Source organism: Agrobacterium sp. FDAARGOS_525 (assembly GCF_003938925.1).
GTDB classification, from domain to species: domain Bacteria; phylum Pseudomonadota; class Alphaproteobacteria; order Rhizobiales; family Rhizobiaceae; genus Agrobacterium; species Agrobacterium pusense.
This window is the reverse complement of the sequence record NZ_RKIU01000004.1, coordinates 1705342-1724724: the sequence shown is the minus strand read 5'-3', so window position 1 is coordinate 1724724 and position 19383 is coordinate 1705342. Positions and strand designations below refer to the sequence as shown.

At 61.4% G+C, this 19383-nt stretch carries 16 protein-coding genes and 1 tRNA gene; 8 read left to right on the top strand and 9 right to left on the bottom strand.

Annotated elements, in window-relative coordinates:
- The first annotated feature begins 36 nt into the window (after nucleotides 1-36).
- From EGT36_RS24490 to EGT36_RS24475, 4 genes are all read left to right on the top strand, one after another.
- Nucleotides 37-930, top strand: coding sequence for a DMT family transporter (locus EGT36_RS24490; protein ID WP_003585624.1), 894 nt, complete (start codon nucleotides 37-39; stop codon nucleotides 928-930).
- An 81-nt stretch (nucleotides 931-1011) separates the two neighbouring features.
- Nucleotides 1012-2214, top strand: coding sequence for an acyltransferase family protein (locus EGT36_RS24485; RefSeq protein WP_022562959.1), 1203 nt, complete (start codon nucleotides 1012-1014; stop codon nucleotides 2212-2214).
- A gap of 57 nt (nucleotides 2215-2271) precedes the next feature.
- The gene (gene uppV, locus EGT36_RS24480) at nucleotides 2272-3687 is read left to right on the top strand and encodes a Wzx-type polysaccharide biosynthesis protein UppV (protein ID WP_022562960.1); all 1416 of its coding nucleotides are present in this window, start codon (nucleotides 2272-2274) and stop codon (nucleotides 3685-3687) included.
- Between the two features lie 8 nt (nucleotides 3688-3695).
- Nucleotides 3696-4967 (top strand): GNAT family N-acetyltransferase, encoded by a 1272-nt coding sequence (locus EGT36_RS24475; protein WP_125271211.1) that lies wholly within the window; start codon nucleotides 3696-3698, stop codon nucleotides 4965-4967.
- Nucleotides 4968-5013: 46 nt separating this feature from the next.
- Here EGT36_RS24475 and uppQ read toward each other — a convergent pair whose 3' ends face one another.
- Together uppQ and EGT36_RS24465 are read right to left on the bottom strand one after the other, a co-directional pair.
- The gene (gene uppQ / locus EGT36_RS24470; RefSeq protein WP_003585617.1) at nucleotides 5014-5673 is read right to left on the bottom strand and encodes a polysaccharide biosynthesis GNAT family N-acetyltransferase UppQ; all 660 of its coding nucleotides are present in this window, start codon (nucleotides 5671-5673) and stop codon (nucleotides 5014-5016) included.
- Between the two features lie 185 nt (nucleotides 5674-5858).
- Nucleotides 5859-6563: a glutathione S-transferase family protein gene (locus EGT36_RS24465; protein WP_125271210.1), complete on the bottom strand. Its 705-nt coding sequence runs from the start codon at nucleotides 6561-6563 to the stop codon at nucleotides 5859-5861.
- Nucleotides 6564-6663: 100 nt separating this feature from the next.
- On the opposite strand from EGT36_RS24465, the gene EGT36_RS24460 reads away from it, so the two are divergent.
- Complete coding sequence (locus EGT36_RS24460; RefSeq protein WP_125271209.1) at nucleotides 6664-7038, top strand: winged helix-turn-helix transcriptional regulator; 375 nt, start codon at nucleotides 6664-6666, stop codon at nucleotides 7036-7038.
- A 328-nt stretch (nucleotides 7039-7366) separates the two neighbouring features.
- Nucleotides 7367-7453, top strand: a tRNA-Leu gene (locus EGT36_RS24455).
- Nucleotides 7454-7501: 48 nt separating this feature from the next.
- On the opposite strand, the gene EGT36_RS31380 is transcribed toward EGT36_RS24455, so the two are convergent.
- The 7 genes from EGT36_RS31380 to EGT36_RS24420 all read right to left on the bottom strand — a co-directional run bounded on the left by EGT36_RS31380 (nucleotide 7502) and on the right by EGT36_RS24420 (nucleotide 17612).
- Nucleotides 7502-7717 carry a hypothetical protein gene (locus tag EGT36_RS31380; RefSeq protein ID WP_375797014.1) on the bottom strand — a complete coding sequence of 72 codons (216 nt, stop codon included), beginning with the start codon at nucleotides 7715-7717 and terminating at the stop codon, nucleotides 7502-7504.
- Between the two features lie 29 nt (nucleotides 7718-7746).
- Nucleotides 7747-9009 (bottom strand): FAD-dependent oxidoreductase, encoded by a 1263-nt coding sequence (locus tag EGT36_RS24445; protein WP_046801861.1) that lies wholly within the window; start codon nucleotides 9007-9009, stop codon nucleotides 7747-7749.
- 23 nt (nucleotides 9010-9032) lie between these two features.
- Nucleotides 9033-9482 (bottom strand): MerR family transcriptional regulator, encoded by a 450-nt coding sequence (locus EGT36_RS24440; RefSeq protein WP_003500212.1) that lies wholly within the window; start codon nucleotides 9480-9482, stop codon nucleotides 9033-9035.
- A gap of 136 nt (nucleotides 9483-9618) precedes the next feature.
- Nucleotides 9619-12789, bottom strand: a complete 3171-nt coding sequence (locus EGT36_RS24435) for an efflux RND transporter permease subunit (RefSeq protein ID WP_003500205.1) — start codon at nucleotides 12787-12789, stop codon at nucleotides 9619-9621.
- Nucleotides 12786-14045: an efflux RND transporter periplasmic adaptor subunit gene (locus EGT36_RS24430; RefSeq protein WP_003500202.1), complete on the bottom strand. Its 1260-nt coding sequence runs from the start codon at nucleotides 14043-14045 to the stop codon at nucleotides 12786-12788. Before EGT36_RS24430 ends, EGT36_RS24435 begins: the two co-directional genes overlap by 4 nt.
- A gap of 300 nt (nucleotides 14046-14345) precedes the next feature.
- Entirely contained in the window at nucleotides 14346-17090 is a 2745-nt protein-coding gene (locus tag EGT36_RS24425) for a heavy metal translocating P-type ATPase (RefSeq protein WP_080600488.1), read from the bottom strand.
- A gap of 132 nt (nucleotides 17091-17222) precedes the next feature.
- Nucleotides 17223-17612, bottom strand: a complete 390-nt coding sequence (locus EGT36_RS24420) for an ArsR/SmtB family transcription factor (RefSeq protein WP_428839562.1) — start codon at nucleotides 17610-17612, stop codon at nucleotides 17223-17225.
- A gap of 322 nt (nucleotides 17613-17934) precedes the next feature.
- Between EGT36_RS24420 and EGT36_RS24415 the strand changes: the two genes are divergently transcribed.
- Together EGT36_RS24415 and EGT36_RS24410 are read left to right on the top strand one after the other, a co-directional pair.
- Nucleotides 17935-18201 (top strand): glutaredoxin family protein, encoded by a 267-nt coding sequence (locus EGT36_RS24415; RefSeq protein ID WP_003500194.1) that lies wholly within the window; start codon nucleotides 17935-17937, stop codon nucleotides 18199-18201.
- Nucleotides 18202-18211: 10 nt separating this feature from the next.
- Nucleotides 18212-19228, top strand: coding sequence for a 2Fe-2S iron-sulfur cluster-binding protein (locus tag EGT36_RS24410; RefSeq protein WP_003500193.1), 1017 nt, complete (start codon nucleotides 18212-18214; stop codon nucleotides 19226-19228).
- Nucleotides 19229-19383: the final 155 nt, after the last annotated feature.

Below are 19383 nucleotides of genomic sequence, written 5' to 3'. Positions count from 1 at the left end.
ATATGGGAGCTGGATCATCCTCCGGAAAATGCTGCCATGGCCCCTCGCGATCTTGCCGCCTATGTTTTTCTCGCACTCGCATGGGGCGCGTCCTTCCTCCTGCTTCTACAGGTTGTGGATGCATTCGGCTGGATCGGCGCAGTGACGTTGCGGTCACTGGTGACCGCCACCACTCTTTTCCTGATCGCGAGAACTGCGCGACGCAAACTGGCGTTTTCGGCAAGCTGGCAAGCCTTTGCCATTGTGGGCGCAACCACCGTTGCCGGCCAGTTGATCGGCCTTTCTTATGGCACGCCACTTGTCGGGACCGCCATGGCCGCAATATTGGTCGCGACCATCCCGCTTTTTTCCATGCTCATCTCGCAGGTCTGGGGGCTGGAGCGACTGACGAGGCAAGGTGTCGTGGGGCTGGTTTTGGGCTTCGGCGGCATTGTGCTGCTCGTGGGTTTTCCCGCCGTACCCGTCACGACCGGTTTTGTCATCGGCTGCATCGCCTGTGTCGCCGCCTGCATCTGCGCGGCCTTCGGCAGCAATTATGCCAGCAGGTATCTCAAAGGCGTGGGTTCATGGGAAATTACCATCGGCTCATTCATGACCGGTGGTATCATGACGCTGCCACTGCTGCTGGCAGTTCCGATTCCCCGCATTCCCGCGCCGATCGACTACCTATACCTGCTCATCCAGGCCATCGTCATGAGCGGCCTCACCTACATAACCTATTTCCGCCTCGTCTCGGTTATCGGCGCGACAAAGGCCATCAGTGTGGAGTTTGCAGTCACCGTTGTGGCGGTGCTTATCGGCGCCCTCGTGCTGGATGAGCCGCTGTCGCTGCCTCAGCTCTTCGGCGCGGGCATCATTATCCTCGGCTGCGCGCTGGTGCTCGATCTTCTACCCAAAAAGAAGGCTCCGCCCACACCGGCCGGCGCATGAAGGGTTTGTTAGCGTTTTCCACCAATAGTCGTGTCGGCTAGCGCAGATCACGCGTGATCGCATGTGCGACGCGAGGAGAAAATGCAACCGAGCAGTTCAGATTATGAACATTACTGGGACCCGTTGCGAGCGCTTCTGATGCTGCTCGGCATTCCCTATCATGCCTCACTGCTCTATAGCTACGCCCTGCCCTGGGACATCAAGGATTTTGAGACCAGCACGCTCCTGACCGCGCTCGGTGCCGGGCTCGTCACCTTCCGAATGCCGGCGTTTTTTCTGGTCGCCGGGTATTTTTCCACCATGGTCATTGGCAAAAAAGGCAAAATGCCTTGGCTCAGACAACGTTTCCTCCGCCTCGGCGTGCCCTTCGTCGTGACGCTCGTTCTGCTCGGGCCGCTGCAGCTTTTACTGTTGCGACTGGCCGGTATCGCCAAAGGCGAGATTTCAGCCGAAGGACTGATTGAGAGCCTGCCGGGTCTGCTGCGCCCGAGTGAACAATGGATCATGCATCTGTGGTTCCTGCCCGCTCTCATAGCCTATTCCGTGGTGCTTGCCGCTTTCTTGTATCTTCTGGAACGTCCGCCTTTTGCGCGCGCAGTAGACAGGCTCGACAGGCTGCGGCGGCGACATGCCGGGGTGTTTTTCGCCGCACTCTGCATCCTGCCCATTTTATGGGAGCTGGCGATATATGGTTCCAGCCTGATTGCGGCAGAAACCGAAAGCAGCCTGCTTTCTCTTTATGAGCGCGCTTCCGACCCCTATGGGCGCTATCTGCCCTTCTTCCTTGTCGGAGCCCTGCTCCACCGCGACCGGACCCTCTTTCACCGCTTTCGCCAGACCGGTATTCTCACGGCAATCGTAGCGACGGCCGCCATTGCGGCGGCAGTGACACTCAGGCTGCAAAGTCCGTTTTCGAATTCAGCCCTGCTCGTGCTGGTGTCGGCAATTGCCGCAGTAACTGTGAGCCGCCTGCTGATCGACCTCGCCTGCCGGTATTTCGACCGGCCAAGCCGGTTTGCCAGACGGATGACGGATGCGTCCTTCACTATCTATCTGTTTCACCACCCGCTGATTTACGTTCTGGGTACGCTTTTTATTCTCATCTCCCTGCCGCCCCTCGTTGAATTCACCATCATCGTCGCAGCCACGACCATCACGGCTTACTCTCTGCATCAGGCGATACGCCGCAGCCCGTTGGCTCTGTTTCTCTTCAACGGCATCCGCAAGCCGCGGGAAGCGGGTGACATCAGGACAGGCGCAGCCGCCTCCCAAACGCTTCGTTAAGGATGAAGGGCTTACAATCGGCCTGCCCATTCAACTGGAAATAATGGCGTGTGGATCATGGCTATCCTCAGCACGGCGGAAAAAGCCTTACCCGCAGGCCTGCGCGCGAAGATTTCGCCGCTGGGCGATAAAATCGCCCTCATTGTCTCCGCGAGGGACGAGGTTGCCCGGGCACAGCGAATGGCGCTCGTCGCCTTCGCGGTGCGCATCGTCAGCGCCGGCATCGCCTTCATATCGCAGATCATCCTTGCCCGCCTGATGGGCGAGTTCGAATATGGCCTCTTCGCCTTCGTGTGGGTTCTGGTAATCCTGTTCGGCAATCTTTCCTGTCTCGGCTTCCACACCACCGTCATCCGCTTCCTGCCCGGCTACCGTCTGGAAGATGCCCATGACAAGATCATGGGGCTAACCTCGACGGCCCGCGTATTCGCCATGCTGTCTGCCAGCACGCTGGCGCTTTGCGGTTTCATCTTTCTGTATTTCTTTGGCGAGCGCATCGCCGCCTATTATCTCATTCCTGTCTCGCTGGCGCTTTTCACCCTGCCGATGGTGGCTCTGGGCGATGTGTTGAACGGCACGGCGCGGGCCAATGGCTGGGCCATCTCCGCCCTTAGCCCCACCTACATCGTACGTCCCGTGCTGATCCTCCTGTTCATGCTGGTGGCCATTGCCCTGGGAGCCGAAAAGACTGCGACGACGGCCATGCTGACGGCGCTTCTCGCAACTTATGTCACCACCATTTTTCACTTCGTCTTCCTGAACCGCCGGCTCAACCGACATTTCCGCAGCGCCGCCCGAAGGGTTCATTTTCGTCACTGGATCAGATTTGCCTTTCCGGTCTTTCTGATCGACGGCATCGGTTTTCTGATGACCAATTCCGATGTGGTGATCGTCGGCCTTTATCTGCCGCCGGATCAGGTCGGCATCTATTTCGCCGCGGCGAAAACCATCGTGTTGATGCAGTTCGTGTTTTTCTCCGTCCAGGCGGCGGCCGCACCACGTCTCGCGGCGCTGATTTCGGCCAATGACAGGCCGGGGCTTGCGAGCTTCGCGAGCCAGGCCGCACGGTGGGCCTTCTGGCCGTCTCTCGCCGTTGGCAGCGTGGTGCTTCTGGCCGGGCCATTCCTGCTGTCGCTGTTCGGTCCTGGCTTCGTAGAGGGTTACGAGCTGATGTTCTTCCTGTTTGCGGGGTTCCTGGCAAAAGCGCTCATCGGCCCCGGAGAGACGCTGCTGAATATGGCCGGCAAACAAAAATTGTGCGTGATACTTTATATTATCATCTTCGGTTGCAACATTGCACTCAACATGGCGCTCATTCCGGTCTATGGTCTGACAGGCGCCGCGGCAGCGGTGGCGATAGCCATGTCCATAGAGGCTGTGCTATTGCATGTTGCCATACGCCGTACACTCGGGATCGTCCTTTTTGCCTTCAACGACCCCCGGGCGAGTCAAAACACTGGTAAGGCGGTGTAACGATAAGCATGTCCAGCGATCCAAAGAATCCGGATTTTCAGGACCCGCGCATCGCGGCGCTCATGGCGTCTGCGGAGCGTGATCGCCCGGTGGCGGACAGCAGCCGGCGTGTGGACCGGGAAGGCCGTGAATTCTGCATCTATCCGGGGCAGCTCGGTTACGACATGCAGGAGGAACTCGACTTTCTCTCCAACCGCGTCATGGAGGCAAACGTCTTTTTCACCGGCCGGCTTCTTGCTCCGGCCATGCCGCGTATCGACGACAAGACCGTGCGCTTCGCCCTCATTCGCGATGAGAACGGCGCCCGAAGCCGCATGCGGTTTCTGATGCCTTTTACCGTTGAAAAGCCGGGTTTTTCCATCGGTCCTTCCATTATTCGCGTCTGGGCCAATCCTTTCGGGCCGCTCGGGACGCCGCTGGTGGATACCGAAGGGGCGGCCGAGACCCTCGATAACCTTTTTGACGCCATTTCCGACCGGGACATGCGGCTGCCGAATGTTCTGGTTCTGCCGGATGTGCGGCTGGAAGGGCCTTTTGCCCGCATGTTCCGAGCCATCGCGCTCAGCCGCAACCTGCCGGTGACGACGACGGGCCATTATCACCGGCCGATGCTGGAAAGCCTGCTTGATGGCCAGGCTTATCTGCAAAAAGCCCTTGCCCCGCATCATTTGCGGGAAATGCGCCGGCAGTGGCGACAGCTCGAGAGGTTGGGCGCGTTATCCTACACTGTCGCGCGCCAGCCGAAGGATATACGCTACCGCATGGAGGAGTTTCTGGCGCTGGAGGCAAGCGGCTGGAAGGGCCGCAAACGCACCGCGCTGGTCAACGACCGGTATCGCGCGGCCTTCGCCCGCGAGGCGATCACCAACCTGGCCGAAGCCGATGCCGTGCGTATCCACACCATCGATCTCAACGGAAGCGCCATTGCCTCCATGATCGTCTTCATCACCGCCGGCGAGGCCTATACGTGGAAGACCGCCTTCGACGAGAATTACGCGCAATTCTCGCCCGGCAAGCTGCTGGTACAGAAACTGACCGACTGGCATCTGGACGACGCCAATATTCTCCGCAGTGACAGCTGCGCCGTGCCCGATCATCCTGTCATGAGCCGCTTCTGGCAGGAACGGCAGGAAATGGGCACGCTTGTCGTGGGGCTCACCCAGAACAGTGACAGGGACGTTCGACAGGTTTCCACGCAGGTGGACATGTATCGCAACACCCGTAACCTCGCCCGCAGCCTGCGGCAGAAAATCCTGTCCTTCGGTCGCAAGGGCAACTGAGGCCGGAGGACGCCAACGGCATCCTCCGGATTGTTCGGGTCCAGCTTCAGCGCGAGGCCGTCCGGATCATCTTGCACAATTGCGTCAAAGCCGCATCGTATCCGCCACCCAGAATATCGATGCAACGCCGGGCGAGCCTGATCTGCTCGGTGCGCGACATGTCGTTATAAGCCTGAATGGCGTTACGCATGGCGCCAGGCGTTACCGGCCCCGATTTGCCGGGATTGTTCGGATTTCCCGGACTGCCCGGGTTTCCAGGATTGCCCGGATTACCGGGATTGCCCGTGGAACCTGAACCGCCGATGCCGAGACCGACATCAACGCCCAGGCCGCTGGATCCGCCGACATTTGCGCCGACATTGGCATTGACGCCGTTGGAGCCGCCAACGGAGGCGTTCACGCCCGCATTGACCCCGCTGGAACCGCCGACGGATGCGTTGACATCCGCATTGACCCCATTGCTGCCACCAACCGAAGCGTTGACGTCCGCGCCCAATCCGCCGCCGCTTCTGCCGCCGACATCGGCACTGGCGTTGACGCCGCCGCTGCCACCGACGGAAGCATCGACCCCGAGCCCACCGCTGCCATTACCACCCACGCTCGCATTAACCCCATTCTCTCCACCGATCCCTATGTCCAGCGCGTGGGCGTTGACCGGTAGGATCAGGCAGGCAGACAATAATAAATTGCGAGAAAAAGCCCTCATAATTTCCTCCCTATGAGTTGGCTACTCCCGCCCCGCGTGGAAACTCCACCCGGCCATTATAAATTCAATTAGCAATTGCGTACATACTAATTTATTAGAACTATCTAAAATTATCATGAAAACGCAACCGAGGATGTATCATTTCGAGACAGCGTGGGCGGTAAAATCCGTCCACGCTGCCCTCGTCAGTTTCCGAACCGTTCGACAAGCGTTGTGAGATCAACATGACCCCGGCAGCTTCCATTGCCTTTCGCCGGCTCTCCACGTTCCAGGCCACTCGCATAGACAACAGCGGGATCAGCCTCGAGACGCCTGCGCAACGCGGCTAGCTTTGGCCACCGGCCCGGGTCAGCCACATCGTGAATCTCCAGCCAGCGGGCGACACCGACCAGGATTCCATCCGCGAGGCTCGGCCCGTCGCCGATTGCAAAGGGGGTGACGCCAATCATCTCCTCCAGCAGGTCGTGCCGCCTGATGACCGCGTCCGTTCCATACTGCCGAAGAGCCGATTGCAGGGCCGGGTTCGGCGGCTCCATCTCAAGCGCAACCCACAGCGGGGTGAAAGCGCCGGTGAAGCCGGTGTTGATGAACGCCATAAACTGATGCATCAGCTCGGCCTCCCGTGAATGGAGATCGAAACTGATACGCCGCTCGGTGTCGCGTGTTTCCAGCCATGCAGCGATCGCCATCGTCTCGGTCAGTATCTCGCCCCTGTCCGTGATAAGGACGGGCGTTTCGATGCGTCGATTGATACGCTTATAGGGCGCCTGCCGCATTTCACCGAGCATATCCACCCGGCAAAGCCTGTACGGCTTGCCAAGCCACTCAAGCGCTGCGACAAGCCCCATCGAACTTCCCGCCGGGAAGCCATAAAGTAAAATCGGTTCCATTTTTCATACTCTCAGTTTCGAGGGCGCTGCGCAGCGGGTTGAACTTAGCGCCGGGTGGCGCCAAGTAAATTACGAACCTTTTTGTAACCACGAGGCGCTGATGAAAGACCTTGTATCCCGTTGCCCCATCGAGGAGGCCATGCAGGTCCTGAGCGGGCGCTGGCCGACGCTCCTGATCTACTACCTGAAGGATGGCACAAAACGCTTCAGCGATCTGCGCAGGGACAACCCGACGATCTCGCATAAGATGCTCGCACTGGAATTGCGCAAACTGGAAGACGCTGGCATCGTTCAACGGACAGAGTTTCAGGGTTATCCGTTGCGCGTCGAATACGACCTGACCCCCGCGGGCAACACGCTTGTACCGCTGATCGACTCTCTCGGCCAATGGTGGGAAACGACGAGCGCCACACCGGAAGCCAGCGGCCCGCCCGTCCACGCCCTACCTGGTGCTCAGGCACAGCGAAACGCTTAAAATTCCAAGGAATGGCAGCGATGAGCTGCCATTTGAAAGGCGCGAGGTTACACGCTCAAACGCGCAAATTTCCAGCTTTTGGGGTTGCACGCAGGGTCTCGCCCGTGATAGACGCCGTGACATTACCACCGTTGCCCCAATGGCGGAATTGGTAGACGCGCCGCACTCAAAAAGGGATTTGTCTACCAATCCACAGAAAATCACGGTGAAGTGAAAGCGTCGTGTTTTCAACGGACTGGCGGTATGGAAGTGAAGTGAGAGGTTTCCGTCGAAATGGCGCTAGGGGTCGGCTAGGAGCCGAGACCTAGAGTAAGATCGGCGGCAAAGTGCGGGCGTGGCGGAATTGGTAGACGCAGCGGATTCAAAATCCGCCGTCCTTACGGATATGTCGGTTCGAGTCCGACCGCCCGCACCATTGTCTCATTCACTGCAAAAGGCGCTTCTTGATAACGCGAAGTTCGCACTACCTGTCGAAGGACTTCACCAGATCATCGACGGCCTTCTCCTGCGAAAGGGACGCGGGGAGTGCAGCGAGACACAAGGGGCTTGGACCGTCGCACAATGCGTGGTCAGGATCGGGATGGGCTTCAAGGAATAGTCCAGCCAGCGACAAGGCCATTGCCGAACGGACGAGTGAAGCCGGTGGCGCGTGTAAAAGACTTCGGGGTATCGCCCTCAATGGCTTCCCGGCGCTTCATCGCGTAGCATCTACCTAGCCGGGGCTCTCAATGAACACGTCCAATCGACGAGCCGCGTGCGCACATGTTCCGGTCGGAAGCCGATCCCAATGAGGCGGCCGGTCAGCCGCGGCAGTAGGTGTGACTGGGCAATCAGGCGCATGAAAAGCGGAGGTCTTCGAATTTGCGTGTTGCCCGCTTCACCGGCACGCTTCCGGCTGCGCATCATCAATTGCAGTTTCTGGGTTGCCTTGGTCGGGAAGTTGCGACGGCGCTGTACGGCTTCGAGCATGCGCGTTTGCAGCCGCCCCTCGCGAAGAGCCTCCGCCAGCGTGTTGGCGGTGGCGATCGCGTCCTGGATCGCGAGATTCACACCGACCCCGCCAATGGGCGACATGGCATGGGCCGCGTCCCCAATGCAAAGCACGCCGGGTTTCCACCACGACTTGAGACGGTCGATGCGAACACTGAGCAGATGGATGTCATCCCAGGAACGGATTTCTTCAAATCGATCCGCCGACAATGGTGCTACGTCGGCAATCCTGGCGCGAAGCGCCTCAAGCCCTTGCTCTTTCAGCGAATCAACGGTTCCCTTCGTGATTACATAACCGCATTGCCAGTAAACGCCACGATCGATCAAGACCAGCCCTTGGCTCGGACCGGCGTGGCCCATTGCCTGCTGCGGATCGCCTGCTTTTTTGGAGATCTTCATCCAGAGAATGTCGGTAGCGATACCGAAGCTCTGAACCTCAAGTCCAGCCGCCTTGCGGATGATCGAATTGCGTCCGTCCGCCCCGATGACGAGAGCGGCTTCCATGGCGAGTTCACGTTCGCCCTGGCGAGCATTCAGGCCGACAACCCGGCAATTGTCCCAACGGAGCGAAGTTGCCTCAGTGGACATGATCAACCGAAAGCGCGGAAACTCGCCTGCCTTTCGCGCAAGAAAATTCAGGAAGTCCCATTGCGGCATGAAGGCGATGAACTTAGCGCGCGTCGGTAGTCTGGAGAAATCGGCGATCGTGGCCTTGCGGCCGGCGATCTCAGCGTGGAGATGGTAGGCTCTCTGATGGGGGAGAGAAAGAAGCTCATCGAGCAAGCCAAGCTCATGAATCGCTTCGAGGGTCGATGGATGGATGGTGTCCCCGCGAAAATCGCGCAGAAAGTCTTGATGTTTTTCGATGACCGTAACATCGACGCCCGAGCGGGCCAGCAAGAGCCCGAGCATCAGGCCCGCCGGTCCCGCACCGACCACGACGCAGCTCTGGCTCCTTTTCACATGGGAATAGTATCTCAACGTCGTCGGTCCTTGGGATGAGGCTAGTGAATCGATTCGCGGCCTTTGCTTGAAGTTTTCACCTCAGCATCGCCATCGCGGCTGGTGTCTTTCAAGGGCAAAATATCGAGCGGGATCAGATCCCCGTCATTCTCGCTTTCGGCAACGAGCTGGATCATCTTTTCGAGTGTTTCCAGTTGAGCGATTTTTTCCTCGACCGCAGCGAGTTGCTCCTTTGCGATGCGGAGCGCTTCGGCCGGACTTGAGAACGAGACGTCGGCAAGTCGAAACAGGTCCTTGATCGCCTCGATGCTGAAGCCGAGATCGCGGGCGCGGCGGATGAAGAGAAGGCGATGGACCGCGCCGTGGTCATAGCGTCGCTGGTTTCCCTTGCTCCGCAAGCGCTCGCGCAGCAACCCAATCTGCTCGTAGTAGCGGATCGTCGGAATTTTGACGCCGGTGAGCTGAGAGAGTTCGCCGATGCCGATATCCATGTTTGAAGTCCCTTCCGGATAGCCGCGTGTTTATGATTTGCTGCGTGTTCGATCGCTGAGGCCCTGACGGCCCGACCGCGCCGGGGTGCGGCAGCAGCCATGGGCCGCCCCGGCGTGGAATTGTGTGTCGGCCTGCTCAGGTATGGACTTCGGTCGCCTGTTGGGGCGACGCGCTCCGCCTGATCGCGAGCCGCCGCACGACCACATAGAAGATCGGCGTCAGAAGCAGGCCGAATAGCGTCACGCCGAGCATGCCGGCAAAGACGGCGATGCCCATGGCGTGCCGCATTTCGGCGCCCGCTCCGGTGGCGATGACGAGCGGAATCACGCCGGCAATGAAGGCGAGCGACGTCATCAGGATCGGCCGAAGGCGCAGGCGGGCCGCTTCGAGAACGGCGGCCAACGGATCGACGCCTTCATCCTCCTTCGCTCGGGCGAACTCGACGATTAGGATTGCGTTCTTCGCGGCAAGTCCGACCAGAACGACAAAGCCGATCTGCGTGAAGATGTTGTTGTCGCCGCCAGTGAACCACACCCCGGCGATCGCCGAGAGGAGCGCCATTGGAGCGATCAGCAGCACCGCGAAGGGAAGCGACCAACTGTTGTACTGCGCCGCGAGGATCAGGAACGCGAGCAAGACGGACAGCGGGAAGACATACATCGCTGTGTCGCCGGCCTGCTTCTCCTGATAGGCGAGATCGGTCCATTCGAAGGCCATGCCCGCTGGCAAGGTTTCGGATGCGATGCGCTCCATGGCGGCGGTGGCCTGCCCGAACGAGTATCCGGGCGCGGGACTGCCGCTGATGTCCGCAGAGGGGAAGCCGTTATAGTGCATGACACGATCGGGGCCTGAGCTGTGCTTGATGGTCAGCAGAGCCGAAAGCGGAATCATGTTGCCGGTCGCGTTGCGGACCTTCAGGCGGCCGATGTCCTCGGGCTGCATGCGGAACGGCGCGTCCGCCTGCACCATCACGCGGTAGGTGCGGCCGAAGCGATTGAAGTCGTTCGCGTAGAGCGAGCCGAGGTTGACCTGCAACGTCTCGAAGATGGTATTGAGCGGCACGCCTTGCGACTTCGCTTTCACCCTGTCGATATCGACCTGCACCTGCGGCGCGTTCACCTGGAAACTTGCCAGCATGCCGGCCAGCTCGGGCGTCTGCATCGCTCTGCCCATGACCGCGCCTTGAGCCTGCGCGAGCGCCTCGAAGCCGAGGCCCGCTCGATCCTCGATCTGGATCTTGAAGCCGCCGGTCGAACCAAGTCCCGGAACGGGCGGCGGCGGGAAGATGCCGGCGAAGCCATCGGGAATCTGGCTGAACTTGCCCATGAGCTTGCCGGCGATGGCAAAGGCCGAAAGAGACGGGTCCTTTCGTTCGTCGAACGGCTTGAGCATCGTGAACATGACGGCCGCATTGGGGATGTTGACCATGCCGTTGACCGAGAGCCCTGGAAACGCGACGACACTCTCCACGCCCGGCTCGGCCAGCGCGATCTCCGACATTTTCTTGACGACGGCCTCGGTGCGGTCGAGCGAAGCGCCAGTCGGGAGCTGGGCGATGCCGACGAGATAGTATTTGTCCTGGGCCGGCACGAAGCCGCCCGGCACCGTCTGGAAGCCGACCCACGTCATGCCGACCAGGCCGGCATAGACGAGCAGGACGAGAACACTGAGCCTCGCGGCACGGCGCACCGACCAGACGTAGGCGGTCGAAGCGCCGTCGAAGAAGCGATTGAACAGCCGGAAGAACCAGCCGAACAGGAAGTCGATCACGCGGGTCAGGAGATCGCGCTTCACGTCGCCGTGGTGGGGTTTCAGGAGCACGCCAGCAAGCGCGGGAGAGAGCGTGAGGGAGTTGATCGCCGACAGGATGGTCGAGATCGCAATCGTCAGCGCAAACTGGCGGTAGAATTCGCCCTGCAAGCCCGAGAGGAACGCCGATGGAATGAACACGGCCGACAGGACAGAGGTGATGGCTACGATCGGCCCCGTCACCTCGTCCATGGCCTTGCGCGCCGCCTCTTTCGGCGTTTCCCCAAGCGCGATGTGGCGCTCGACGTTCTCGACCACGACGATCGCGTCGTCGACCACGATGCCGATCGAGAGAACGAGGCCGAAGAGGGACAACGTGTTCAGCGAGAAACCGAACATATACATCAGCGCAAATGTGCCGACCAAGGAGACGGGAACGGCGACAAGGGGAATAATCGACGCCCGCCACGTCTGGAGGAACAGAACCACGACGATAACGACCAGCACGACGGCTTCGAGCAGCGTCATGACCACAGCTTCGAGAGACGCCTTGACGAACACCGTTGGATCGTAGGCGATCCGATATTCGATGCCTTCCGGAAAGCCCTTCTGAAGTTCGGCCATGGTGGTGCGGACGGCGCTCGATACGTCGAGCGCATTCGCGCCGGGGCTTTGGATGATCTGCATCGCGAGCGCCGGCTTGCCGTTGAGGAGGCTACGAAGGGCATAGGAGTCTGCGCCAAGCTCGATGCGGGCAACGTCGCGCAAGCGGGTGACCTGACCGTCGGTGCCTGTCTTTACGACGATCTCGCCGAACTGCTGCTCACTGGACAGCCTTCCGAGCGTGTTGACCGTCACCTGAAACGCGGCCGAGGCTTCGGGCTGCTGGCCGACCGAGCCGGCGGCCACCTGAACGTTCTGTTCCTGAATCGCCCCAACGACGTCGCTGGCGGTCAGCCCCCTCGCGGCCACCTTGGCCGGATCGAGCCACACGCGCATGGAATACTCGCCAGCCCCCCAGACGAGTACGTCACCCACACCTGACAGGCGCGCAAGCTGGTCGCGTACCTGCAAGGTGGCGAAGTTCGACAGGTAGACGGGATCGTAGCGATTGTCGGGCGAGACGAGATGGACGACCATCAGGATGTCTGGGGACGTCTTCTGCGTCACGACCCCGATGCGCTGCACTTCCTGCGGAAGCCTGGGCAATGCGCGCGAAACGCGGTTCTGCACCTGAATCTGCGCCATGTCGGGATCGGTGCCCTGCTTGAACGCAATGGTCAGGGTCATGCGTCCGTCGGTCGCCGCCTGTGAACTCATGTAGAGCATATTCTCGACGCCGTTGATCGCCTGCTCCAGAGGGGCGGCGACGGTTTCGGCGATCACGGCGGGATTTGCGCCGGGATAGCTGGCGGTGACCTGCACCGTCGGCGGCGTGACCTGGGGATATTCGCTGAGCGGGAGCTTCAGGAGCGTGAGGCCGCCAGCGATCAGCATCAGGACGGACAGAACGACCGCGAAGATCGGGCGGTCGACGAAAAAGCGCGGGATATTCATTGACGCGCCTCCTGCGAGTCTGCCGCAGCCCGGTCATCTGTAGCGGTGTCGCCGGGCGCCATGGAGATCATCTGCGGAACTACCTGCATGCCTGGGCGGACGAGTCCTTTTACGATGATCTTGTCGGCCGGCTTGAGACCCGCCGCGACGACGCGCAGGCCATCGATCATGGGTCCGATTTCGACCGGGCGGTATTCCGCCTTGTTGTCGGCGCCGAGAGCGAGAACGTAGCGCCGCCCCTGGTCGATACCGATCGCCTGATCGTCGATGAGCACGGTCTGGGCTGGTTCGGCCGTGACGAGCTTGACCCGCGCGAACAGGCCGGGCGTCAGCCTGCCGTCCGGGTTCTTGACGATGGCTCTTGCGCGGATCGTCCCGGTGCTCCGGTCCACGCGGTTGCCGAGGAAGTCGAGTTCGCCGGCATGCGGAAAACCCGTATCGGTCATCAAGCCCAGATGCACCGGGAGCTTGCCGGCAACCGTTCCCGTCTCGGGTGCGCGGGCATTGGCTACGAAGCCGAGATAGGTGGCTTCGTCGATGTCGAAATAGACGTAGAGCGGATCGGTCGCGACAATCGTGGTGAGGAGCGTCGCAGCGCCTGCATTGCCGCCGGTGACGAGATTGCCTTCCGTGACGAGGACCCGGTCGATGCGCCCAGCAATCGGCGCGGTGACGCGGGCAAAGGAGAGATCGAGTTCGGCGGCCGAGACGGCAACCTTGGCGATGTCGACTTGCGCCTGGCGTTGACGCCGCATGGCCAGCGCGTCATCGAAAGCCTTGCGCGGCGCGTTGCCGTTCGAAGCGAGCGCCTCGGTGCGCCCGAAGTCGATCTCGGCCTGATCGAGCAGGACGTTTGCCTGCTGCAACTGCGCTTTGGCCGCGTTCAGGACCACCTCGAACGGTCGCGGATCGATCTGGAACAGAAGCTCGCCGGGCCGCACGAGACCGCCTTCGGGAACGCTGGCGGCGACGATCGCGCCGCCGACGCGCGGACGCAGCTCGATAGCCTTGGTCGCTTCCAGATGGCCGGTAAACTCAACGGATGGCGCGACCTTGCGCGTGATGACCTCGGCAACCGGCACCTGCGGAACAGGCATCTGTGCCGGCTGCGCGACAGCCTCCGACGCAGCGGTCGAGGAAGCAAGCGCCAGAACGCTTTTGGCGTAGGGTCCGATCTCGTCGCGATAGACGATGGCAAGCGTGCCACCGGCGATGACGGCGCCGGCTAAAAACAGGGCGGCGGCTTTATTACTCATTCTCGTTCACCTTCAAAAGGCGCGCGCCCCCGGCCAGCCGGATGCGGCGACGTTCATTTTCTGCGAAGGTGCGGTTTCCAACGATGGAAAGGTCAAGGGCCTTGCAGGATGTTTCCGAACAGACCCTTGACGCTGCCGCCTAGCCATGTCGTGGCCAACCGCATGTCTCGCTTCGCCGACGTCTTGGAAGAAGCGGAGTCCGTCCCCGAATGAGCGCGATGGATCAGCGTTACCTCGACGGGCTCCAGTTGTGTGAAGCCGCCAGACCGATCCGGTTGGCGGCTCCTTGAGTGCGAGCGACTAGTGGCTTTCGGCCGGGACGAGAGGGTGAGAACGCATGCCCTCATCGCGACCGTCATCGGCAGACTTCGCACCCTTGAAGCGCAAGAGCCGCAACGCATTCAGCGTGACGATCGCCGTTGCGCCCGTATCGGCAAGGACCGCGATCCAGAGGCCGGTGATGCCGAGGACGCTGGTAACGAGGAACAGGCCCTTCAACGCGAGAGCGAAGACGACGTTCTGGTGGATGTTCGCCATGGTGGCGCGGGACAGCGCGACGAGATGGGCGACGTCCGTGACACGGCTCTTGAGCAGGGCGGCGTCCGCAGTCTCGATCGCCACATCGGTTCCGCCGCCCATGGCGATCCCGACGTCGGCCGTCGCCAGTGCCGGAGCATCGTTGATGCCGTCGCCGACCATGGCCACCTTGGACTTCCGCTTCATCTCGTTGACGAGATCGAGCTTGTCCTGCGGAAGCAGCTCGGCGCTCCACTCGATACCGAGACCCTTGGCAATGGCCTGGGCGGTGCGCCGGTTGTCGCCGGTTAGCATGACGGAGCGGACCCCCATAGCTTTGAGCTGGGCGACACCCTCCCGCGCGTCACGGCGCGGTTCGTCGCGCAGGGCGATGAGGCCGAGGACTTCCTTCGCCTGCTCGTCGAAAAGGACGGCAACGGTATTGCCGCGATCTTCGAGCTTCTCGATGGCGCTGCGCTCAAGCACCCCGAGCGTCACCATCTGTGCGGCATGGGTCGGGGAGCTGACGGCGAGGCGACGTCCGGCAACGGTCGCATGTACGGCCTTACCCGCCGTCGCCGATGCATCCTGTGCAAGGGGAACGGCGATGCCATCGGTTTCGGCACGGCCGATGATCGCCTTCGCAAGCGGATGGCTCGAACCTGTTTCGACCGCCGCTGCCAAAGCGAGAACGTCGCTCTCCTCGTTCTTGCCAAAGGCGAAGACTTCGGTGACGCGCGGCTTGCCCTCGGTGAGCGTACCCGTCTTATCGAAGGCGATGGCGCTCACCTTGCCAATGGTTTCGAGCGCATTACCGCCCTTGATCAGGAGGCCGCGGCGCGTGCCGACGGCGAGGCCCGAGGCAATCGCAGCAGGCGTCGAGAGGACAAGCGCACAGGGACATGCGATCAGCAGCAGCGCGAGGCCGCGGTAGATCCATGTGTCCCAATCACCGCCCATCGCGAGCGGCGGGACGACGACGATCAGCGCGGCGATCAGCATCACCGCCGGGGTATAGTAGCAGCTAAAATTCTCAATGAAGCGCGCGGTCGGGGCCTTGGCGGACTGCGCCTGCTCGACGAGCTGGATGATGCGCGAGATCGTGTTGTCGGAAGCCGTCTTTTCAACGCGGACCTGAAGAACGCCATCGACATTGATGGAGCCGGCGAAAATGCTGTCTCCCTTGGCCTTCGAGCGCGGCACGGATTCGCCGGTGATAGGCGACTCGTCTAGGCTGGAAGCGCCCTGTATGATTTGCCCGTCCGCCGGCACGCGGTCGCCGGGCCGCACCAGAACTAGATCGCTGACACGCAAGGACGTGGCCGGGACGCTGCGCTGCCCGCCATTCGGATCGAGCAGGACGGCCGTCTTCGGCACGAGCGATGCAAGGGCCTTTATGCCGGCGCGCGCCCTCCCGGCCGCGACGCTTTCGAGCAATTCCCCGACCGCGAACAGGAATACGACCGCAGCCGCCTCTTCAGCCTCGCCGATCACGAGGGCGCCTATCGAGGCGACGACCATCAACGTCTCTATAGAGAACGGAGATCCAGAGGTCGCGAGCGCGAATGCCTTGCGAGCGAAAGGAATGACGCCCGCGACGACGGCGGCGGCAAAGATCCATTCCGCATAAAGGGGGAAGAATTGGGCAATGGCGTACGCCGAGCCCATCAGCAGACCGAGCCCAATGACATGCTTCCCCTTGCGGGTCTGCCACCAGCGCTGATTGGGCATCGCTGGCGCTGGCGCGACGTCGATGGCCGCATCCGACGAAGCCGAAAGCTCGCGTGTGTTAGACACACCGAAGCCGAGGCTCTTGATCGTCTTTTCGATGTCGGCGACCTTGGTGATCGCGCCGGCAGCGAGCGTCAGTTCAAGCGTTTCGGTCGTGAAGTTCACGCGCACGTCGGAGACGTCTGGCATCCGTGCCAAGGCGACCTCGATCTTGCCGACGCAGCTTGCGCAATCCATCCCCTCGACGCGCATGGAGACATTGGGCGGAGAGGCCGGTGCGGCGCGGGGAGTTGGCGCAAGGCCCGCGTGATCATGTCCAGAGCAACCACCGTGGCCGTGATCATGATCGTGATGAGCGTGGTCGTGGTCATGGTGAGCGTGATCGTGACCGTGACCGTCATGACCATGGTCGTGCTTGTGATCGTGGCCGCCGCAGCCGCTGTGATCGTCGTGGCTTGCGTGACCGTGATCGTGATCGCCGGCGCAGCCGTTGTGATCATGACCAGCATGGGCGTCGGAGCGCTGCTCAGGCGCGGCGGGAATCGCAGAAGACGGCAGCTCGGTCACGTCGAACCCAAGCGAGCGAATCTTCTTGGCGATATCCTTCGACGTCGTTTTGCTCGTGGCATCGCGTGAGAGCAGCAATGTCTCGGTCGCGAAGTTGACGGCAACGTCGGAGATACCCCCCAGACGGCCCAAGGCCGTCTCGATCTTGCCGACGCAGCTTGCGCAATCCATGCCGTCGACACGAAAGCCGAGCCGTTCACCAGCGTCCGGCGTTGAAAGTCCAGTTGTCATTCCGATCTCCTTTCCGGCCGCCGTAGCGGGCGCGCGTGCTCACACGCCCTGCGCGGCTTCGGAAGGAGTCAATAACACACTTGAACAGCTATTCAAGTGTTAGTGGTAAAATTATGCTCTTCTCCAGGCGGATCAGTCGTCCGCATGATCCTCTGAAATATGCGTCGCCATATCCTGAAGAACATGGCTGACGTGCTGGTCGGCGATCGCGTAGAAGATCTGCTTGCCTTGGCGATCGCCCTTGACGAGACGCGCGCCGCGCAGCAGGCGTAGATGGTGGCTGACGAGGGTCACGGACAGGTCGAGCCGCTCGGCGATATCGCCCACCGAAATGGGCGCCGGTACACAGCTCAGCAGGATCTTCAACCGTGAGGGATCGCCGAGCAGGCGAAACGTTTCCGCGAGGATCGTGATCTCGTTCTGCGAGAGTGAAGGGAGCAGGAGGTGACCTTCAACCTCCATATGCTCGGGGGTCGCACGATCGTCTGGCTTCGTGGCGTTTGTCTTCTTGAGAGCAGTCATCTGCGTGCTTTACCTGAGTTCGGGACGGAACCTGCCGGCATTTGATCGCCAAGAGCTGTCCGTGTTTGATTGGTCTCGCCCAGTTTACCGGATGGGCGCGCAATCACAATGCGAAACACGGTCGCTGTCGATCGGCGGGACAGTTGGCGCAGTCCTTCTCTGCCCCTGCGTCATATCTCGAATTTTCCTTTTCCGCGCACGAACAGTCTTGACCTTACAAGCGCTGGAAGCCGCACGCTGACGACAATCCTGCCAAATCCGCCTGCGGTTGGGCGGCCTGGCGGCGGGGCAACCGTGTCGAATTCAGAGAAAGGCAAGACCGATGACGGAGAGCAGCAAACCCCAGATTCTCATCTACACCACACCGACCTGTCCGGACTGCCACGCGCTCAAACGCTGGCTCGACCAACAGGGCCTCGCCTACGAGGAACGCGACCTCACCGACCCGAAGATCGCCGAGGAGGCAAAGGCCCGGACCGGCGTCCGGGTCGCTCCGATCACCATCATCGGATCGGAAGTCTTCTACGGGACCTTCCCGAGCCAGAAGCCGGGCCTCGTCAAGGCGCTCGGTCTCGCCGGGAGCCTGTGAGGAGACGCAGATGACGAGCAAGTTCGTTGATATCCGGCAAGCGCGGACCAGCCTTGAGGTCCAAGAGGACCAAACCATCCTCGACGCCGCGCTCGCCGTCGGCATTCCCTATCCTCACGGTTGCCGTTCCGGCCGCTGCGGCTCCTGCAAGTCCCGCCTGATCGAGGGCGAGGTGGAATTGCTCCAGCACTCGCGCTTCGCGCTCACCGAGGAAGAGAAGGCCGATGGCCTGATCCTCGCATGCCGCGCTATGCCGCAAACGGATGCGGCCGTCGCTTGGCTGGGCAGCGATGACGACGATTCCGTGGAGACGCCGCGACGCCTGGACGCGATTGTCACCGGCCTCGACGATCTCACGCACGATATCAAGCTGGTGCGGATTGCACCCGCGGATGGTAGCCCGTTGCTGTTTACCGCCGGGCAGTATGCGCAGGTCGGCTTCGATGGAGCGCCGGCGCGCAGTTATTCGATGGCCAATCGTCACGGCGACGACAGCCTTGAATTCCACATTCGTCGCGTTCCGGGCGGCGTCACCTCGGAGCATGTGCATTTTGGGCTGAAGACTGGCGACAGGGTGGCGCTCGAATTTCCGCTGGGCTCTTCCTACCTGCGCCAGCATCATTCCGGCCCGATTCTTTGCATCGCCGGGGGCTCCGGCCTGGCGCCGATCAAATCGATCGTCGAAACCGCTCTTGCGCACGGCATGAAGCAGCCGATCCATGTTTACTTCGGCGCACGCGGCGAGCGAGATCTCTATCTCGTGGAGCATTTCCAGGCCATGGCCGAGCGTCACTCCACTCTTGCCTTCTCGGCCGTGCTCTCGGAGGCAGAGTCAGCGCAGCACCGGCGCGGTTTCGTGACCCAGGCGGTGGCCGAGGATCTGGAGGATCTCGACGGCTGGAAAGCCTACGTCGCCGGGCCGCCGCCGATGGTCGATGCAGCGATGGAGGTCGCCTTCGGACGGGGACTGCGCAGGGAGGACATGCACGCTGACGTGTTCTTCACGCCTGACGATCAGGATGCGTGAGGACGCCAGCCAGCAAGAGGGCAAGTCGCGGGCGAAATGGGGGAGAGCAGCTCGCCAGAGCGGGCAAAGGAGACCGAGAGTTATGAGCAGCCATACCGGGCGCCGCCCGAAGCCGACCGTTGCAGAGCTTCTTTCCGATCCGATTGTCCGCGCTG